The sequence below is a fragment of the Burkholderia sp. LA-2-3-30-S1-D2 genome (assembly GCF_001523915.2).
Taxonomy (GTDB): Bacteria; Pseudomonadota; Gammaproteobacteria; order Burkholderiales; family Burkholderiaceae; genus Burkholderia; species Burkholderia diffusa.
In genome coordinates, this window is sequence record NZ_CP013384.1 from 1072806 (window position 1) to 1090580 (window position 17775).

A 17775-nucleotide genomic window follows, 5' to 3' on the forward strand; every position below is an offset into this window, starting at 1 on the left:
ACGATCGCCGTGGCCCTGTTTTCTTCCGCCCGCCCGCCCAGAACCATCCTCGTCGCAGCCCCACGCCGTATCGGCGACGTGCTGCTGACGACGCCGCTCGTGCGTTCGCTGAAGGCGCGCTGGCCCGACGCGCAGATCGACATGCTGGTGTTTCGTGGCACCGAGGGTGTGCTGGAGCACAACCCCGACGTGCGGCGCGTGATCGTCGTCGCGCAGCGTGCGGGGTTCCGGGAGCGTCTGCGCGACGCGCTGTCGATGTGGCGCCGCTACGATCTCGCGTGCGCGGCGCTGAGCTCCGACCGGCCGCGTTTCTACAGCTGGTTCGCCGGCCGCAAGCGCGTCGGCCTCGTCGATCCGAACCGCGTCACCTGGCTGACGCGAATGATGCTGAACGGTATCGCGATCAATCATCACGAATCCGCGCATACGGTCGTCAGCACACTCGCGCTCGCACCGGTGATCGGCATCGAGCCGGTATCCGAAGTCGTCGCGCCGGGCATCGGCGACGATCCCGAGCGTCGGGCGCGATTCGACGCGTGGCTCGCGGAATCGCCGGCGATCCGCGAGGGCAGGCCGCTCGTGGTGCTGCATCCGTATCCGATGTTCCGCTACAAGCAATGGCGGCTCGAAGGCTGGGTCGAGATGATCGACTGGCTGCGCGCGCAGGGGTTCGCGATCGCGCTGTCGGGCGGTCCGGCCGATCGCGAGCGCGAGTACGCGGAGCAGGTCGCTGCCGAGGCGGGCGGTGACGTGCTGAATCTGGTCGGTCGCCTGACGTTCGGCGAAAGCGCGGAACTGGTGCGGCGTGCGCGGCTCTTCATCGGGCCCGATACGGGCGCGACGCACGTTGCGGCCGCGACGGGCACCGACACGATCGCGCTGTTCGGTCCGTCCGATCCGGTGCGCTGGGGGCCGTGGCCGCAGTACTGGCCCGCGACCGAGAACCCGTGGGCGCTGCGCGGTTCCGCACGGCACGGCAACGTTTGGCTGTTGCAGGGCGAGGGCGATTGCGTGCCGTGCCGGCACGAAGGCTGCGAGCGCCATGTCGACAGCCGTAGCGACTGCCTCGTCAATCTCGGCACGCAGCGCGTGAAGGCGGCGGCAGCCGAGATGCTCGGGCTGAATCCGCCGGGCGCCGCCGACGCGGTCATCGACACGTCGCGATTGCATCGCGCGCGTTCCGACTGACGCGTGAAGGCCGTGCGTTTCCTGATTTGAAGAGCGGGGGAGTGGCGACGCGTCGACGGCGTGCGGCCGTGCTTCAGGCAGCGGCGCGCGTGCGCCGCCATTGAAGCCCGAGAGGCCGAACCCGTGGCAGGTGGCAACGCGGATCGCGCGCCGCCCGCCGCATGATGCGTTACGCGCTGCGCCGGATCGCCGACGTCTCGCGGGGCAGTGCTTCGGTGCGCGCGCCGCAGCCTAGCAGGATCCCGGCGAGCAGCACCAACAGGTGGCCTTCGGCGAAATCGAGCAGCAGCGAATTCGCGAGGCTGCCGATCGCGAAGATCGCGAGCCACGCGAGCAGCAGCTGCCGCGAACCCGGATCGAGCGCGCGGCTGCCGCGCGCGATCTGCACGATCAGGTTCACGAACAGCAATACGCCGAGCGCGCCGAGCTGCACGGCCATCAGCAGGTATTCGTTATGCGGATTCGACGTGAGCTGCCCTTCGGCGGCCGTCTTGCCGGCCGTGAGCTTCTCGAACTCGAACTCGAGGCCACCCGCACCGTAGCCGATCACGGGACGCATGCGATACAGCTCGAGCCCCTTCTTGTACCACTCGAGACGCAGCCCGGTCGATGTGACCGCATCGGTCTGCCGATACTGCTGCACTTCCGACACCACCTTCACAAGCCGGCCGTTGTGCACCGTGCATGCAGCGACGACGAGTGCGACGCCCGCCAGGACCAGTGCACCGGCGGCGAGGCCCGCGCGCAGCGCCGACTGGCGGCGCATCAACAGCACGAAACGCACCGCGACGACGAGGATCAGCAGCAGCGCGATGACCTGCCCGGTGCGCCCCTGCAGCATCACGAACACGTTGATCAGCGACCATGCGGCGACGGCGGCATACGCGGCTCGCGACAGCGCGGTGCGGGCCGAAAGCGCGAGGTCGGCGGCCTGGTAGAACAGCAGCGCGCCGAACATGCCGGCCGCAATGTGGTTCTTGAACACCCAGGCACGCGAGAGCGGCAGTTCGGTCGCATGCGCGGGCCCGATCGCGGTCAGCCCGAGATAGTTGGTGGTCGACAGCAGCAGGATCACGCACAGCGTCCCGAACCATGCTCGCCGCACGATCGGCGCCCAGTTCGAGTGGCGGAAGGCGAGCACGGCAAACGGCAGCAGCAGCAGCTTGTCGTACTTGGCGACCCAGTTCCACGCCTTCGGGTGCGGCGCGACCGTATAGGTGACGCTCGCGGTCAGCGCCGCGAGGATCAGGAGCGCCGCGAGCGACGCCGGTTCGGTGATGAACGTGCGCAGGTCGCGCCAGAATTCGGGGGAGATGACGAGCGCGGCCGCGAACAGCCCGCAGAACACGTTGGTCAGCGCGGTCGAGACGGGCACCATGCACAGCGCGATGACGGCGAAGGCGCGGGCGGCGGTCAGGCGCCGCGTGGCGGGAGCGGAAAACGAAAGCATCGGAACCTGTCGAATGGGCGAATGCGGCATGCGGGCACCGTGCTGCGCGCCGCGCGTCCCGGCGGCACCGCGCGGGACGAAGCGCGCAGTATACGCGAAGCGGCGGGCGTTTCTTTACCGTTTCCGGGGTCCGATCAGCTGAATGCGCGCTTGATCCGCGAGCGCAGCAGTGCGCGCTTCAGGCGCCCCTCGACGGCCGGCGTATCGAGCGCGAGTCGCGAGCCGGCCGGCTCGCCGCGATGCAGGTAGTAGCGGTCGAACGTGGCCTGGGTCATGCCCCATTTGTTGAGGAACTGGCGGCGGCCATCGTTCTTGACGATCTTGCCCGTGCTCTTCTGCTGGAAGTGATAGACGAGGCTGTCGCCGACGCCGAGGAAGATCCTGCAGCCGGCGTCCCAGAATTTCATCGAGAAGTCGTTGTCGCTGCTCATCCCCGGCGACAGCTCGCTGCTGTAGCCGCCGATGCGGTTCCACCAGTCGCGGTGCACGAGCGTCGGCGGCCAGGTCGAGCCGAGCCAGTCCGCGCGCGCGAGCCGCGGCGTGGCCGCGACGAGGCCGGCCGCGTCGAACTGTTCGGCGTCGCGGCCGAAATTGCTGACGACAACGCACGGGTTGCGCGTGTCGACCGGCTCGACCATCGTGCCGGACAGCATGAACAGGTCGGTCGGCATCTGCTCGATACGCCGCACGAGCGCCGCGTCCCAGCCGGGGCAGCAGTACATGTCGTCGTTCATGTAGACGACGTAGTCGCGCGTCGCGCGCGCGGCGGCCAGGTTCACCGCGTGGCAGATGCCGATGTTGGCCGGCGACGCGGTGTGCTCGATGCCTTCGCTGCGCACCCAGTCGAGCGTGCCGTCCGAGCCGTCGTTCACGTGCACGATGATCTGGTGGTCATGCGCCGAATGGCGGCGCAGGCTGTCGACGACGAGCTTGAGGTACGGCAGGTTGTTCCAGGTCGGGATGATGATGGAGAACATGGCGGTCGGATTCGGTGGTCGTCGTGTCGGCGGCGCGTGGCGCGGCGCCGCGCTCGGGCGCGCATGGCGCGCGGGCAGCCCGGCATTGTAACGCCGGGCCGGCCGCATGCCGGCGGCGTCAGGATCGGGGCAGGGCGGCGCGCGCTCAGCGGGTCGGCTCGTGGCCGAGCTTCAGGAACCGGTAGTACACCGTTTCCGCGTTGAACACGGCGATCATGAAGCCCGCGCGGCCGTCGAGAAACCCGCGCCGCAGCACGTAGGTCCGCACGAACGCCCATGCGCCGCGCGCGAGCGCCTTGCCGAAGCCGCCGCGCTGGCCGGCCGCGCGGCGCTGGCGCGCGCCGGCCGTCGAATACGCATCGAGCTTGCGCACGACGGTTTCGAAATCCTCGTACGAATAGTGCATCAGCTTGCCCGGCAGCCGCTGCGCGGGCGTGTCGAACACGAGCCGTTCGTGCACCAGGTCGTCGGAGAAGCGGGCGGTGCCGCGCCGGAACAGGCGCGGCACCCAGTCCGGATACCAGCCGCTGTGGCGGATCCATTGGCCGCAGAAGCTCGACAGCCGGTCGAGCGCATAGACCTGCGCGGCCGGTGCGCGAATGGCCGCACGGATCGACTGCGCGAGTTCCGGGCTGACCACCTCGTCGGTGTCGAGCGACAGGATCCAGTCGGTCTCGAGGGCGTCGAGCGCGCGGTTCTTCTGCGGGCCGAAACCCGGCCAGTCGCGCTCGACGATCACGCGGGCGCCGTGCGCGCGGGCGATCGACACGGTATCGTCGGTGCTGCCGCCGTCGATCACGACGACGTCGTCGGCGAAGGTCAGCGCGTCGAGGCACTGCGCGAGCCGCGCGGCCGCGTTGAGGGCGATGAGGGCGACGCCGAGGGTGGGTTCTGCCATGAAGTCGTCGAAAAGGCGGAGAAAAACGGTGAGCGGCAGTATACCTGCGCGCCGGCCGGCGGCCGCTTCGGCGGCGGCCATGCCGGCGAGGGCGGTGCAGCTATAATGTTGGGCCTTTTTCGGCACCCGCCGGACGGGGTGAATTCCGGGCAGTCACGCCCCGGGCGCCGCGTCGCGGCTCAAGAAGGATTGCCTTGGAAACCCAGAACACTCTTCGCAAACCGATGGACGGCACCGGTACGTCGCCGGTCACGGTCCTCAAGCGCCTGTGGCCGTACATCCGGCCGCTCATCGGCATCGTGGTGCTCGCCGTGATGACGATGGGCGTCGTCGCGGCCACGGAAGCCGGGATCCCGGCACTGCTCAAGCCGCTGCTCGATCACGGCTTCGGCTCGCACGGCAGCGACCGCGCGAAATGGTACGTGCCGATCGCGGTGATCGGCCTCGCGCTCGTGCGCGGCGTGTCGCAGTATGCGTCCAACTACCTGCTCAACTACGTGTCGAACCGCATCCTGCTGCAACTGCGGCTCGAGATGTTCCAGCGGATGATCCACACGGGCGCATCGTTCTTCCAGCGCGAGACCGCGAGCACCGTGATCAACGCGATCGTGTTCGAGGTCAACCAGATCCTGTCGGTGCTGACCGGCGTGATGGTCACGCTCGTGCGCGACTCGCTGACCGTGGTGTTCCTGCTCGGCTACCTGTTCTACCTGAACTGGCGGCTCACGCTGATCGTCGCGGTGATCCTGCCGGGCATCGGCTGGCTCGTCAGCAAGATCAACCGTCGCCTGCGCCGCCTGAACCGCGAGCACCAGACGCTGACCAACGAGCTGTCCTACATCGTCGAGGAGACGGTCGGCGGCTACAAGGTCGTGAAGGTGCACAACGGCGAAGCGTACGAGATGGACCGCTTCACGACGATGAGCAAGCGCCTGCGCGGCTACGCGATGCGCATGACGATCTCGGGCGGGCTCGCGCAGCCGCTGACGCAGTTCCTCGCGTCGATCGCGCTCGCGGTCGTGATCACGATCGCGGTCGTGCAGTCGACCAACGACCAGACGACGGTCGGCGGCTTCGTCGCGTTCGTCACGTCGATGCTGCTGGTGATTTCGCCGCTCAAGCACCTGATCGACGTCAACCAGCCGCTGCAGCGCGGGATGACGGCCGCCGAGCTGATCTTCGGGCTGATCGACGAGCCGGCCGAGCCGCAGGGCGGCGACCGTGCGCTGCCGAACGCTCGTGGCGAGATCGAATTCCGCGACGTGTCGTTCGACTACGGCGCCTCCGAGCGGCCGACGCTCGACCGCATTTCGTTCAAGGTCGCGCCGGGCGAGATGATCGCGCTCGCGGGGCCGTCGGGCAGCGGCAAGACGACCCTCGTCAACCTTTTGCCTCGCTTCTTCGATCCGACGGGCGGCGCGATCCTGGTTGACGGCGTGGCGGTGGCCGACTACGACATCCACGCGCTGCGCAGCCAGATGGCGATGGTCAGCCAGGATGTCGTGCTGTTCAACGACACGATCGCCGCGAACGTTGCGTACGGGCAGACGCCCGACCGCGCACGCGTGCAGGCGGCGCTCGAGGCCGCGAACCTCGCCGACGCGGTCGCCGCGATGCCGGACGGGCTCGACACGCTGGTCGGCGGCAACGGGATGCGTTTGTCGGGTGGCCAACGGCAGCGGCTCGCGATCGCGCGCGCGATCTACAAGGACGCGCCGATCCTGATCCTCGACGAGGCGACCTCGGCGCTCGATTCGGAATCCGAGCGCCACGTGCAGGCCGCGCTCGAGCGGCTGATGGAAGGGCGCACGACGCTCGTGATCGCGCACCGGCTGTCCACGATCGAGCGTGCGGACCGGATCCTCGTGCTCGAAGCCGGCAAGATCGTCGAAACGGGCAGCCACGACGAACTGCTGCGCCATGGCGGGCTGTACGCGCACCTTCACCGGATCCAGTACCAGCAGCAGGCGGCGTGACGTCGGATCGCACCCGTGTGCTAGTCTTGATCCGGCAGGTCCGGTTTCGTTGTTTCCGGTTCGACGTGACAACACGGAGGGAAGGGCGATGAAGAAGATGCACGGGATGATGCTGGCCGCGCTGGTCGCGGCGGGTTTCGCAGCGCCGGTCGCGATGGCGCAGGATCACGGCAACTACGACAACCACGGAGACCACGGCGGCCCGGGTATGCGGCATGGCCACGGCCCGAGGCACATGCCGCCGGGGCAGGCGATGCATCGCGAAGACAACGTGCCGCCGCGCTGGGCCGATCAGCCGCGCCGTGAGTGGCACAGGGGCGATCGTCTCCCGGACGAATTCCGCGATCGCCAGTACGTGGTCGACGACTGGCGCGGCTACCGCCTGAGCCCGCCGCCGCGCGGCTATCACTGGGTGGGCATCGGCGGCGACTACCTGCTCGTGCAGATCGGCTCGGGCATCGTGCTGCGGGTCGGTCCGTAACACCTGTCGCCGATCATCGATTCATCAGGCTGCCGGAGCGTGCGCTCCGGCAGCCGCGTCACTTGTCCTTATCCTTGTCCGCCGCCCGGCGGAACCCGCGCCGCTCGATGTGCGACATCGCCCAGCACACGGCCAGCGCGCAGACGGTGCCGAGCGCCACTTCCACGAGCCGCATCAGCGGAATGTCCCATAGCGGGCCGTTGCCCGGAAACAGCAGCACGATCGTCGTGGTCACGCCGCCGAGCCGAGCCGCGCTGCCGACATTCAGGCACCAGCAGCTGATGATCGTGACCGCGACCGCGATCGCATAGGCGACGAGGCGGTCGCCACCGAGCGCGGCACCCGCGAAGCCGACCAGGCCGCCGATCATCGCGCCGATGAACTGGTCGCGCGACAGCGACATCGTGTCCGAATAGTTGTGCTGCGTGACGGCGATCGCGGTGACCGCCGCCCATACGGCCTGCTCGGTGTGCAGCGCGCGACCGATCGTGTACGCGAGGCACGCGCCGCAGACCGTTTGCAACGCCATCAGCGCGCCTTGCGTGAGCCGCTCGCCGAAAGTCAGCCCCTTGAACAGATCGAAGATCGACTGCTGGATCTGCTGGCGGGCTTCGTTGAATGTCCTGATCGTATCCATCGTGTCGGGCCGGGAAGCGGGTGCGAGTGCGTCAGTGTGCCTGTTCCGACGATGCGGCGGCCGGCTCTCCGGTGGCCGCATCGCCGTTTTCGACGCGCGTTTCCGGCATCGCGAGCCAGACCAGCAGCACGGCGAGCGCGCCTGCGGCGGCGAGCCCGAAGAAGCTGACCGCATTGCCGAAGTGATCGGCGACAAAGCCGGCCACGGCCGTGCTGAGCGTCGCGCCGATTCCGACCGCAAGCCCGAACAGCCCGATGCACAGGTTGTAGCGGCCCTTGCCGCCTGCGACATCGGCCGCGATCAGCGGCAGCATCACACCGAACACGGCCGCGCTGATGCCATCGAGCATCTGCACCGGCACCAGCAGGTAGGGGCTGCTCACGCCGGCGAACAGCAGCGCGCGCACCGGCAGCGCCGAGAAGCCGAGCAGCAGGATCGGCCGGCGTCCCCAGCGTTGCGCGGAGCGACCGACCCACGGAGACAGCATCGCGACGATCGCCTGCGGCACGATGATGCACGCGGCGATCACGAGCTGCACGTTCTCGCCCATGCCGGCCGTCACCTCGCCGGCCGCGAGGTTGAGCATCGCCGCGTTCGACAGGTGGAACAGCACGACGCATGCCGCGAAGGTCAGCATCCGGCGATCGCGCAGCAGCTCGGTCAGCGTCTCGCGTGCCTCGCCTTCGTCGTGGTCGTCGGGTTTCGGCGCATGCGGAATCACTTCGTGTGTCGGCTGGATCATCGCGAGCGCGAACAGCGCGGGCAGTGCCAGCACGGCGGTCAGCCAGAACACAGCGCGCGCGGAGAAATACTCGCCGGTGAGCCCCATCAGGCCCGCGGCGACCGCGCTGCCGATCGATGCCCAGCGCGCGTTGCGGCCGAGCCGGTCGCCGAGGTCGGCGCGGCCGACCAACGAGAACGAGATCGCGGCCATCGCGGGCACGAGCATGCAGCTCGCGAAGCCGTGGAACACTTCGGCCGCGATCACCGGCACGATCGTCGGGCTCGACGCGAGCAGCACCGCGGACAGGATGATGGCCGCGATCGCCCATGCGGCCGCGCCTTTCTTGTTCTTCAGCGCGTCGACGGCGGCGCCGCCCGGCACCTGGCTGACCATCGCGCTGATCGTGCCGATCGACAGCACCATGCCGATCTCGCCCTGCGTCCACTTGTGCGACGCGAGGTAGGACGCAATGAACGGACCGAACCCGGTTTGAACGTTTGCAACGAAAAAGTTGAGCCAGTCGAGGGCCCGGAGACTGCGAACGCTGACGGAATGCTTGATCGTCATCGGGTGGCACTCGCAGGCGAAGCCGGCGCGGCGGCAGTAACCGGCGGCGAGACCACGACGATCGGCTTGTCGGCCGCGTAGGGCGGCGACGCCTTGATCTGCGCGTCGTTCAGGTCGAGTTGCGGACGCAGCGCCTTGTCGCGCATGACGAAGCGCAATGCGCCCCAGCTCGCGGCGATCGAGCGGCGGTCGGTATTGACGAGCCCGCCGAGGTCGAGCACGACGGCCTGCGGTTGCGCGCCGCGGTCGATCAGCACGTCGACGACCCGGCCGATCTTCGTGCCGTTCGGGCGTTCGACGTCGCTGTCGAGCAGCGGCAGACGCGTCGCGGGCGACGCCGCGGCCGAGCCCGACAGTGGCACGGCCTTGGGTCGGGCGGCCGGCGGCAGGTCGCCCGACGGCACGTCGAGCACGATCGGCTCCTGTTTGCCGCCCGGCGTGAAGCGGAACACGTTCCACGGGAAGACGACCTTGCGGTCGCCGACGCCCATGAACCCCTGCAGGTTGACGATCATCTCGCGCGGTTTGCCGCTTGCGTCGGTCACCATGTCGACCGCGCGGCCGATCACCTTGCCGTTGCGGCGCGCGACCTCGCTGTCGAGCAGCGCATGGATCTGGGTGCGGTCGAGCGGGCGTGTCGCGACGAGCGGCGGCGGGGGCGGCGGAGGCGGCGTCGGCGATTCGGGGCGCTGCACCGGCTTCGGCCTCGTCACTTCACGGTGCGGCTTCTTCGGCGCTTCCGGTTCCTCCGGCTGGACGAGCGGCGGCACGGGCGGCATCGTCAGCGGTTCGCCGGCTGTTTCCCCGATGGGCTCGACGAGCGCCTCGCTGATCGGCGCGGGCGGATTCTGGGTCGGCAGCAGCCCGCAGCCGGACAGCAGCGCGGCGGCCGCGAGAACGAGGAAGACCGTCGAGGACGGTAACGACATGCGGGATGCGGGAAACGGGAGTCCGCCGCTCATTGACACTCACTCCATGGGTCGGGGGCGGGCCCGGAGGCTCGCGGCTGGCGATGGATGGCGGGTGCGGGCGGCGCACCACGCGAGGTGAGAGTTTAACGTGTCTTGCTTTCAGGACCGATTTCGATGGCCAATTGGAGGCGGACCGTCGGGAAAAGGAAGGGATCGGTGGCGGGCCGAGGGATGCCGAATGATGGTCGAGGATGCAGTCGCGGCGCCTGATCAGGGGTAGTCACGGTCGACACGGCGTGAATCGTGCGAGCCGTGCCGGTTGCGCGGGTGTCGGGAGGCGGCTAACGGAGGCGGAAGAGAAGGCGGGACATCCAGGCGCCGGCCTGGCCCGCCGTCATGGCGGGCCGGCGCGGGCGCTGCCCGATGCAGGCAGAAACCGGAAAGTCAGGCGTCCGGATACCACGCATCGGTGAATTCGCTGACCTTGACGTCGGTCAGCTCGGGCCGTGCGGCCAGCCATGCACGGACGTTTTCGCGGTCGGCATCGGTCGTCGTGCCGCGCGGTGCGCCGGAGATCACGTATGCGCCGATCCCTTCGTCGGCGGACGCGACGGTCAGCAGCCCGTTCGCTTCGACGAAATCGATGAACGAATCGATCAGCTGGCCGCGTTCGAGGTCGGACAATTCTTTGCTGTATTGCGCGGTCGCGTTGAACGCGAGTTCCTGGAACTCGGCGATGTGGAGTTTCTTGCGCTGGCGGCGGTTGTGGCGTTGGCTCATGGTGTGTGATGAACGGGAAGAGGAAAAAGGCAGCGGCGGCGGGCGCGGATATGACATGCGCGAGCGGCCGGCGCCGCGTTGGATCGCCGCGCGGCGTAGCCGGCGGCGGGCAGACGGAACGTCACATCAGCACGATATCGTATTGCTCCTGGCTCAGGTTCGACTCGACCTGAAGCGATACCGGCTTGCCGATGAAGTCGATCAGCATCGCGAGATGCTGCGACTCCTCGTCGAGGAACAAATCGATCACCTGCTGCGCGGCGATCACGCGGAATTCGCGCGGGTTGAACTGGCGCGACTCGCGCAGGATCTCGCGCAGGATGTCGTAGCACACGGTGCGCGACGTCTTCACCTGGCCCTTGCCCTGGCAGGTCGGGCACGGCTCGCACAGCACGTGCGCGAGCGATTCGCGCGTGCGCTTGCGCGTCATCTCGACGAGCCCGAGCTGCGAGAAGCTGTTGACCGTCACGCGCGTGCGATCGCGCGACAGCGCCTTCTTCAGCTCGGACAGCACCGCGTCGCGATGCTCGGCGTTCTCCATGTCGATGAAGTCGATGATGATGATCCCGCCGAGGTTGCGCAGACGCAGCTGCCGCGCGATCGTATGCGCGGCCTCGAGGTTGGTCTTGAAGATCGTGTCGTCGAAGTTGCGCGCACCGACGTAGCCGCCGGTGTTCACGTCGATCGTCGTCATCGCCTCGGTCTGGTCGATCATCAGGTAGCCGCCCGACTTGAGGTCGACGCGGCGCGACAGTGCGCGCTGGATCTCCGTCTCGATGTTGTACAGGTCGAACAGCGGCCGCTCGCCGGTGTAGTGATGCAGCTTCGGGCTCACCGCCGGCGTGAACTCGCCCGCGAATTCCGCGAGGCGCTGGTAGGTCTCGCGCGAATCGACCTGGATGCGCGTCGTGTCGTCGTTCGCGAAATCGCGCAACACGCGCTGCGCGAGATCGAGATCCTGGTACAGCAGGCTCGTCGCCGGCAGCCGCTGCGCTTGCGCGACGATCGTCGCCCAGGTCTTGCGCAGATACGTGACGTCGCCCGCCAGTTCGTCGGAAGTCGCATCCTCGGCGATCGTGCGCACGATGTAGCCGCCTTTCTCGTCCGGCGGGATCACGGCGGTCAGCCGTGCGCGCACGGCCTCGCGCTCGGCCTCGCTCTCGATCTTCTGCGAGATGCCGATGTGCGGCTCCTGCGGCAGGTACACGAGCGTGCGGCCCGCGATGCTGACCTGCGTCGACAGTCGCGCGCCCTTCGTGCCGATCGGATCCTTGATCACCTGGACCATCAGCGTCTGGCCCTCGAAGACGGTCTTCTCGATCGGCTGGTGCGGCGCGCCCGACTGAGGCTCGCCCGCGAGGCGCGGATGCCAGATGTCGGCGACGTGCAGGAACGCCGCGCGCTCCAGGCCGATGTCGATGAACGCCGACTGCATGCCGGGCAGCACGCGCACGACCTTGCCGAGGTAGATGTTGCCGACCCGCCCGCGCGACAGCGTGCGCTCGACGTGAAGCTCCTGCACCGCGCCTTGCTGCACGAGTGCGACCCGCGTTTCCTGCGGCGTGAGGTTGATCAGGATTTCTTCGTTCATGGTGGGATTCAGAAGTCGACGCGCGCGGCGCGCAGCAGTGCCGCAGTCTCAAAGAGGGGCAGACCCATGATACCCGAATGGGAGCCCTCGATTCGCTCGATGAATTCGGCCGCACGCCCCTGGATTGCGTAGGCGCCGGCCTTGCCGAACGGTTCACGGCTGTCGACGTAACGTTCGAACGCGTCGCGCGGCGTGGCCGCGAAGCGCACCGACGAGCGCGACAGCGCGGGCGGCAGCAGTTCGCCGTCGGCGCCGATCACCGCGACCGCGGTGAGCACCTCGTGTTCGCGGCCCGCCAGGCGGGTCAGCATCGCGAGCGCGTCGGCGGCATCGGCCGGCTTGCCGAGGATCGCGCCGTCGATCGTCACGGTGGTGTCCGCAACCAGCACCGGCGCGGCCGGCTTGCCGCTCGCGACGAGGCGCGCACGTGCAGCCTCGGCCTTCGCGACGGTCACGCGCCGGACGTACACATCGGCGGCTTCGCCGGGCAATTCGGCTTCGAGCGCCTCGGCGTCCTCGTCGGGGCGCGGCAGCAGCAATTCGAAGCGCACGCCGATCTGCAGCAGCAGCTCCTGGCGGCGCGGGCTTTGCGAAGCGAGGTAGAGAATCGGGAAAAGGGCGGGGGGCGTGCTGGACGGCATGGTGTCGTTATCTCGTTGTGCGCGCGCGTCGCGCGTCCAGAAGACGACGCGTCATGCGCGGTGATAGGGGTGATTCTGCGTGATGCTCCACGCCCGGTAAAGCTGTTCGGCAAGCAGCACGCGCACCATACCGTGCGGCAGCGTCATGCTCGAAATGCGCAGCAGCAGGTCGGCGCGCGCCTTGAGTTCCGGATCGAGCCCGTCGGCGCCGCCGATCACGAATGCGACGTCACGGCCGTCCTGCTGCCAGCCGGGCAGCGCCTGCGCGAGCTGCATGGTGGTCCAGTCGCGGCCGCGCTCGTCGAGCGCGACGATGCGCGCGCCCTTCGGCAGCGCGGCCTCGATCTTCTGCCGCTCGGCCGCCATCACGCTTTCCGCGCTGCGGCCGCCCGAACGCAGTTCGGGCTTGATCTCGCGCAGCTCGATGCGCAGCTCGGGCGGCATGCGCTTCGTGTATTCGTCGAAGCCGGACGCGATCCAGCCGGGCATCTTGTGGCCGACCGCGAGGATGAAAAGCTTCATCGGGACGACTCGCTGCGGCTCAGCGGCGGCGGGCCGCCGTCTTGCGCGCCGGGCGTGCGGGCGCCTCTTCCTCGTCGTCCTCGCCTTCGCTGGCCGTCGCGAAACCGTCCTTGCCGCCGCCGAGCTTCATCCGCACGGGCTTGTCGCCCCAGATTTCCTCGAGGTTGTAGTACTGGCGCAGCGCCGGTTGCAGGATGTGCACGACGGCGTCGCCGCAGTCGACCAGCACCCATTCGCCCGTGTCTTCGCCCTCGGAGCTGACGATGTCGCCGCCGGCTTCCTTGACCTTGTCGCGCACGCTCGACGCGAGCGCCTTGGTCTGGCGGTTCGACGTGCCCGACGCGACGATCACGCGGTCGAACAGTTCGGTCAGGTGGCTGGTGTTGAACACCTTGATGTCTTGCGCCTTGATGTCTTCGAGAGCGTCGACGATCACGCGCTGCAGTTTGCGGATATCCATGGAATCAGGAATGGTAGAGACGATGTTGAAGAATATAGGCCCAGACGGCGGCCGGTACATGCTCGGCCGACGCGTCGGGCATCTGCGCATGACGCGCGATGCATTCGCGCAGGTGCGCACGGATGTCGGTTGCGGCGATATCGAACGCCAGTGTCGTGTCGATCAGCAGGTGGCCGGCCGGTGTCGCTTTCAGCACATCGGCGCCGGCCTGCCGCCGCGCGATTTCCCGTGCGACGGCCGGTGGCGCTGTGCCGAGGTCGAAGCCCGGGCGCGTCGACGCGCACACGTGCGCGTAGTCGAACAGCTTGCGCCAGTCGCGCCACGTGTCGAGCCGCACCAGCTGGTCGGCGCCGATCAGCAGTGACAGCGAGGCGTCGGGGCCGATCCGATCGCGCCAGCGCGCGAGCGTCTCGACCGTATAGGTCGGCCCCGCGTGCTCGATCTCGTCGGTCGCGACGGTGATCGTCACACCGGGCAGGGACAGCGAGCCGGCAGCGGCGCGCGTCATCGCGAGCCGATGCTCGGCGGCCGACACGTCGCGCTTCTGGTAAGGCTGCCCGGCGGGCAGCAGCACGAGGTCGGTCAGGCCGAGCACGTCGGCGAACCGGCGCGCGAGCGCGAGGTGGCCGTCGTGGATCGGATCGAACGTGCCGCCCAGCAGGCCGATGCGACGTAACGGCGGGCGCGGCTGCGGGGCGGGGCGGGCGGTGGTGTCCAGAAAAACGTGTCCTGTTCTTGGGGCGGCGGGGCGCGGCGGGCTCAGACCCAGTCGCGCGGCACGAGGAACTCGCTCAGGCGCGCTTCGGGCGAGCCCGGCTCGGGCTGCCAGTTGTAGCGCCAGTTCGCGACCGGCGGCATCGACATCAGGATCGATTCGGTCCGGCCACCGCTTTGCAGGCCGAACAGCGTGCCGCGGTCGAACACGAGGTTGAATTCCACGTAGCGGCCGCGCCGGTAAGCCTGGAAGTCGCGTTCACGCTCGCCGTACGGCAGTGCGACCCGGCGTTCGACGATCGGCAGGTACGCGTTCAGGAACGCGTCGCCGACGCGCTGCATCATCTCGAACGAGCGTTCGAATCCGGGTTCGGAGAAGTCGTCGAAGAAGATCCCGCCGATGCCGCGCGTCTCGTCGCGGTGCTTCAGGAAGAAATACTCGTCGCACCACGTCTTGAAACGCGGATAGAGCTCGGCACCGAACGGGTCGAGCGCGTCCTTGCAGGTCTGGTGGAAATGCCGCGCGTCGTCCTCGAACGGATAAACCGGTGTCAGATCCATCCCGCCGCCGAACCAGAAGATCGGCGCCTCGCCGGGCTTCGTCGCGATCAGCATCCGCACGTTCATGTGCACCGTCGGGCAGTACGGGTTGCGCGGGTGCAGCACGAGCGACACGCCGAGCGCCTCGAAGCCGCGGCCGGCCAGCTGCGGGCGCGCGGCGCTCGCCGACGGCGGCAGCGCGTCGCCTGCGACGTCGGAAAAACCGATCCCCGCGCGCTCGAACACGCGGCCGCCTTCGAGAATCCGCGTGCAGCCGCCGCCGCGCAGGCGCTCTTCCGGCCCGCGCTGCCACGCATCGGTCGCGAGCGGCGTGCCGTCGAGCGCGCCGAGCGCGTCGGCGATGCGTGTCTGCAGGCCCTGGAGGTACGTGCGCACGCGCGCCACGTCGTAGGTCGAATCGGTCATGTCTGAACTGGGTGCCTCCGCGCGAAGCGGGGGCCGTAAAAAAGGCATCTGCCGGGCATTCTATCGAACCCCGGCAGAGGAGGCCGCCGCTTGTGACGGCAGGCGGCGGTCAGGGCGTCACGCGCTCTTGCGGTTCAGCGCGCGGAAGCCGATGTCGCGGCGGTACTGCATGCCTTCGAAATTGATCTGATTGATCGTGTCGTACGCGTGCTGCTGGGCTTCGCGCACCGAATCGGCGAGACCGACCACGCACAGCACGCGGCCGCCCGACGTGACGAGCTTGTCGCCTTCGGCGAGCGTCGTGCCCGCATGGAACGTCACGGCCTGTTCGGTCTCGGCCGGGATCCCGTTGATGCGGTCGCCCTTGCGCGGCGCGTCCGGATAACCGTGCGCGGCCAGCACGACGCCGAGCGCGGTGCGGCGGTCCCAGTCGAGCTCGACCGTGTCGAGCGTGCCCGCGATCGCCTGTTCGACGACCTTCGAGAAATCGCTCTTCAGGCGCGCCATGATCGGCTGCGTCTCGGGGTCGCCCATCCGGCAGTTGAACTCGAGCGTGCGCGGATTACCTTCCTTGTCGATCATCAGGCCCGCATACAGGAAGCCCGTGAAGCGGATGCCGTCCTTCTCCATCCCGCGCACCGTCGGCATGATGATTTCGCGCATCACGCGTGCGTGCATCTGAGGCGTGACGATCGGCGCGGGCGAGTAGGCGCCCATGCCGCCCGTGTTCGGGCCGCGATCCTCGTCGAGCAGGCGCTTGTGGTCCTGGCTCGAGGCCAGCGCCAGCGCGTGCTTGCCGTCGACCATCACGATGAAGCTCGCTTCCTCGCCGTCGAGGAATTCCTCGATCACGACGCGCGCGCCGGCGTCGCCGAGCTTGTTGCCCGACAGCATCATGTCGACAGCTTCGTGCGCTTCTTCCAGCGTCATCGCGACGACGACGCCCTTGCCGGCCGCGAGGCCGTCGGCCTTCACGACGATCGGCGCACCCTTCGCGTCGATGTACGCGTGTGCGGCAGCCACGTCGGAGAACGTTTCGTACTCGGCGGTCGGGATGCCGTGGCGCTTCATGAACGCCTTCGCGAAATCCTTCGAGCTTTCGAGCTGTGCGGCTTCGCGGGTCGGGCCGAAGACCTTCAGGCCGCGTGCGCGGAACAGGTTGACGATGCCCGCCGCGAGAGGCGCTTCCGGCCCGACGAGCGTGAACGCGACGCCTTCGCGTTCCGCGAAATCGGCGAGTTCGTCGAGCGCCGTGATGTCGACGTTCTTCAGACGCTCGTCCTGCGCCGTGCCGCCATTGCCGGGCGCGACGTAGACCATCTGGACACGCGGCGACTGCGCGAGCTTCCACGCCAGCGCATGTTCGCGGCCGCCGGAACCGACGACGAGTAGTTTCATGGGATTCCCCGCAGACTAGAAAACAGGGCGGCCGGCACGCTCAGGCGCGCCGGCCGCGAAATCGGTCGGGCCGCCGACGCGACGATGCGCACGGCGGCCGGCATCTCATTCCTCGACGATGACGGCGTTCGTATACACCTCCTGCACGTCGTCGAGGTTCTCGAGCGCGTCCAGGAGCTTCTGCATCTTCGCCGCATCGTCGCCGGTGAATTCGACTTCGTTCTGCGGCTTCATCGTCACTTCGGCGAGTTCGGCCTTGAAGCCCGCGGCTTCGAGCGCGTCCTTCACCGCCGAGAAGGCCTGCCAGTCGCACAGCACTTCGATCGAGCCGTCGTCGTTCGTGCTGACGTCGTCCGCGCCGGCTTCGAGCGCCGCTTCCATCAGCGCGTCTTCCGACGTGCCGGGCGCGAACAGGAACTGGCCGACGTGATCGAACATGAACGCGACCGAACCGTCGGTGCCCATGTTGCCGCCGAACTTCGAGAATGCGTGACGGACTTCCGCGACCGTGCGGGTGCGGTTGTCGGTCAGCGTGTCGACGATGATCGCCGCGCCGCTGATGCCGTAGCCTTCGTAACGGATTTCTTCGTAGTTCGCGCCGTCCGCGCCGCCGACGCCGCGGTCGATCGCGCGCTTGACGTTGTCTTTCGGCATGTTCGCGTCGGCTGCCTTGTCGACTGCGAGACGCAGACGCGGGTTCGAGCTGGCGTCGCCGCCGCCGAGGCGGGCCGCGACCTGGATTTCCTTGATCAGGCGGGTCCAGATCTTGCCGCGCTTCGCGTCGGCCGCTGCCTTCTTATGCTTGATGTTGGCCCATTTCGAATGACCAGCCATACCTTTCTCCGTGCCCGGGCGCGCTGCGCGGGCGATTGTGCCAATGTGTCGTTGAATCGG

At 68.3% G+C, this 17775-nt stretch carries 18 protein-coding genes; 3 read left to right on the top strand and 15 right to left on the bottom strand.

From position 1 onward, the window contains the following. Positions 1–9: 9 nt before the first annotated feature. On the top strand, positions 10–1188 hold the full coding sequence (locus tag WS66_RS17615) for a glycosyltransferase family 9 protein (protein WP_059600383.1): 1179 nt from the start codon (positions 10–12) through the stop codon (positions 1186–1188). 169 nt (positions 1189–1357) lie between these two features. Here the strand turns inward: WS66_RS17615 and WS66_RS17620 are convergent, their stop codons facing one another. The 3 genes from WS66_RS17620 to WS66_RS17630 all read right to left on the bottom strand — a co-directional run bounded on the left by WS66_RS17620 (position 1358) and on the right by WS66_RS17630 (position 4513). After that, the gene (locus tag WS66_RS17620) at positions 1358–2638 is read right to left on the bottom strand and encodes an O-antigen ligase family protein (RefSeq protein ID WP_059600384.1); all 1281 of its coding nucleotides are present in this window, start codon (positions 2636–2638) and stop codon (positions 1358–1360) included. Positions 2639–2772: 134 nt separating this feature from the next. Next, positions 2773–3615 carry a glycosyltransferase family 2 protein gene (locus tag WS66_RS17625; protein WP_059600385.1) on the bottom strand — a complete coding sequence of 281 codons (843 nt, stop codon included), beginning with the start codon at positions 3613–3615 and terminating at the stop codon, positions 2773–2775. A 145-nt stretch (positions 3616–3760) separates the two neighbouring features. Then, positions 3761–4513 carry a glycosyltransferase family 2 protein gene (locus WS66_RS17630; protein WP_059600455.1) on the bottom strand — a complete coding sequence of 251 codons (753 nt, stop codon included), beginning with the start codon at positions 4511–4513 and terminating at the stop codon, positions 3761–3763. A 224-nt stretch (positions 4514–4737) separates the two neighbouring features. Between WS66_RS17630 and msbA the strand changes: the two genes are divergently transcribed. Both msbA and WS66_RS17640 read left to right on the top strand, forming a co-directional pair. After that, on the top strand, positions 4738–6489 hold the full coding sequence (msbA, locus tag WS66_RS17635) for a lipid A export permease/ATP-binding protein MsbA (protein ID WP_059600386.1): 1752 nt from the start codon (positions 4738–4740) through the stop codon (positions 6487–6489). Between the two features lie 88 nt (positions 6490–6577). Beyond that, positions 6578–6970 carry an RcnB family protein gene (locus tag WS66_RS17640; protein WP_059600387.1) on the top strand — a complete coding sequence of 131 codons (393 nt, stop codon included), beginning with the start codon at positions 6578–6580 and terminating at the stop codon, positions 6968–6970. A 58-nt stretch (positions 6971–7028) separates the two neighbouring features. Here the strand turns inward: WS66_RS17640 and WS66_RS17645 are convergent, their stop codons facing one another. The 12 genes from WS66_RS17645 to WS66_RS17700 form a co-directional block, all read right to left on the bottom strand. Further along, positions 7029–7607 (bottom strand): FUSC family protein, encoded by a 579-nt coding sequence (locus WS66_RS17645; RefSeq protein ID WP_059600388.1) that lies wholly within the window; start codon positions 7605–7607, stop codon positions 7029–7031. 31 nt (positions 7608–7638) lie between these two features. Continuing rightward, positions 7639–8898 carry an MFS transporter gene (locus WS66_RS17650; protein ID WP_059600389.1) on the bottom strand — a complete coding sequence of 420 codons (1260 nt, stop codon included), beginning with the start codon at positions 8896–8898 and terminating at the stop codon, positions 7639–7641. Beyond that, positions 8895–9860, bottom strand: a complete 966-nt coding sequence (locus WS66_RS17655; RefSeq protein WP_059600390.1) for a PRC-barrel domain containing protein — start codon at positions 9858–9860, stop codon at positions 8895–8897. The genes WS66_RS17650 and WS66_RS17655 overlap by 4 nt, the downstream gene beginning before the upstream one ends. Before the next feature lie 393 nt (positions 9861–10253). After that, positions 10254–10589: a YggL family protein gene (locus WS66_RS17660; RefSeq protein WP_059600391.1), complete on the bottom strand. Its 336-nt coding sequence runs from the start codon at positions 10587–10589 to the stop codon at positions 10254–10256. A 121-nt stretch (positions 10590–10710) separates the two neighbouring features. Further along, positions 10711–12180: a ribonuclease G gene (gene rng / locus WS66_RS17665; RefSeq protein WP_059600392.1), complete on the bottom strand. Its 1470-nt coding sequence runs from the start codon at positions 12178–12180 to the stop codon at positions 10711–10713. An 8-nt stretch (positions 12181–12188) separates the two neighbouring features. Beyond that, on the bottom strand, positions 12189–12821 hold the full coding sequence (locus tag WS66_RS17670) for a Maf family protein (RefSeq protein ID WP_059600393.1): 633 nt from the start codon (positions 12819–12821) through the stop codon (positions 12189–12191). A gap of 51 nt (positions 12822–12872) precedes the next feature. Next, positions 12873–13343 carry a 23S rRNA (pseudouridine(1915)-N(3))-methyltransferase RlmH gene (gene rlmH, locus WS66_RS17675; protein WP_044844705.1) on the bottom strand — a complete coding sequence of 157 codons (471 nt, stop codon included), beginning with the start codon at positions 13341–13343 and terminating at the stop codon, positions 12873–12875. 19 nt (positions 13344–13362) lie between these two features. Next, the gene (rsfS, locus tag WS66_RS17680; protein ID WP_006752218.1) at positions 13363–13803 is read right to left on the bottom strand and encodes a ribosome silencing factor; all 441 of its coding nucleotides are present in this window, start codon (positions 13801–13803) and stop codon (positions 13363–13365) included. 4 nt (positions 13804–13807) lie between these two features. Beyond that, a complete protein-coding gene (locus WS66_RS17685; protein WP_425127037.1) occupies positions 13808–14566 on the bottom strand; it encodes a nicotinate-nucleotide adenylyltransferase in 759 nt (252 codons plus the stop codon). Next, the gene (hemF, locus tag WS66_RS17690; RefSeq protein WP_059600395.1) at positions 14563–15483 is read right to left on the bottom strand and encodes an oxygen-dependent coproporphyrinogen oxidase; all 921 of its coding nucleotides are present in this window, start codon (positions 15481–15483) and stop codon (positions 14563–14565) included. The genes WS66_RS17685 and hemF overlap by 4 nt, the downstream gene beginning before the upstream one ends. A gap of 117 nt (positions 15484–15600) precedes the next feature. After that, complete coding sequence (gene purD, locus WS66_RS17695) at positions 15601–16881, bottom strand: phosphoribosylamine--glycine ligase (protein ID WP_059600396.1); 1281 nt, start codon at positions 16879–16881, stop codon at positions 15601–15603. A gap of 105 nt (positions 16882–16986) precedes the next feature. After that, positions 16987–17715, bottom strand: a complete 729-nt coding sequence (locus WS66_RS17700; RefSeq protein ID WP_044844700.1) for a YebC/PmpR family DNA-binding transcriptional regulator — start codon at positions 17713–17715, stop codon at positions 16987–16989. Positions 17716–17775: the final 60 nt, after the last annotated feature.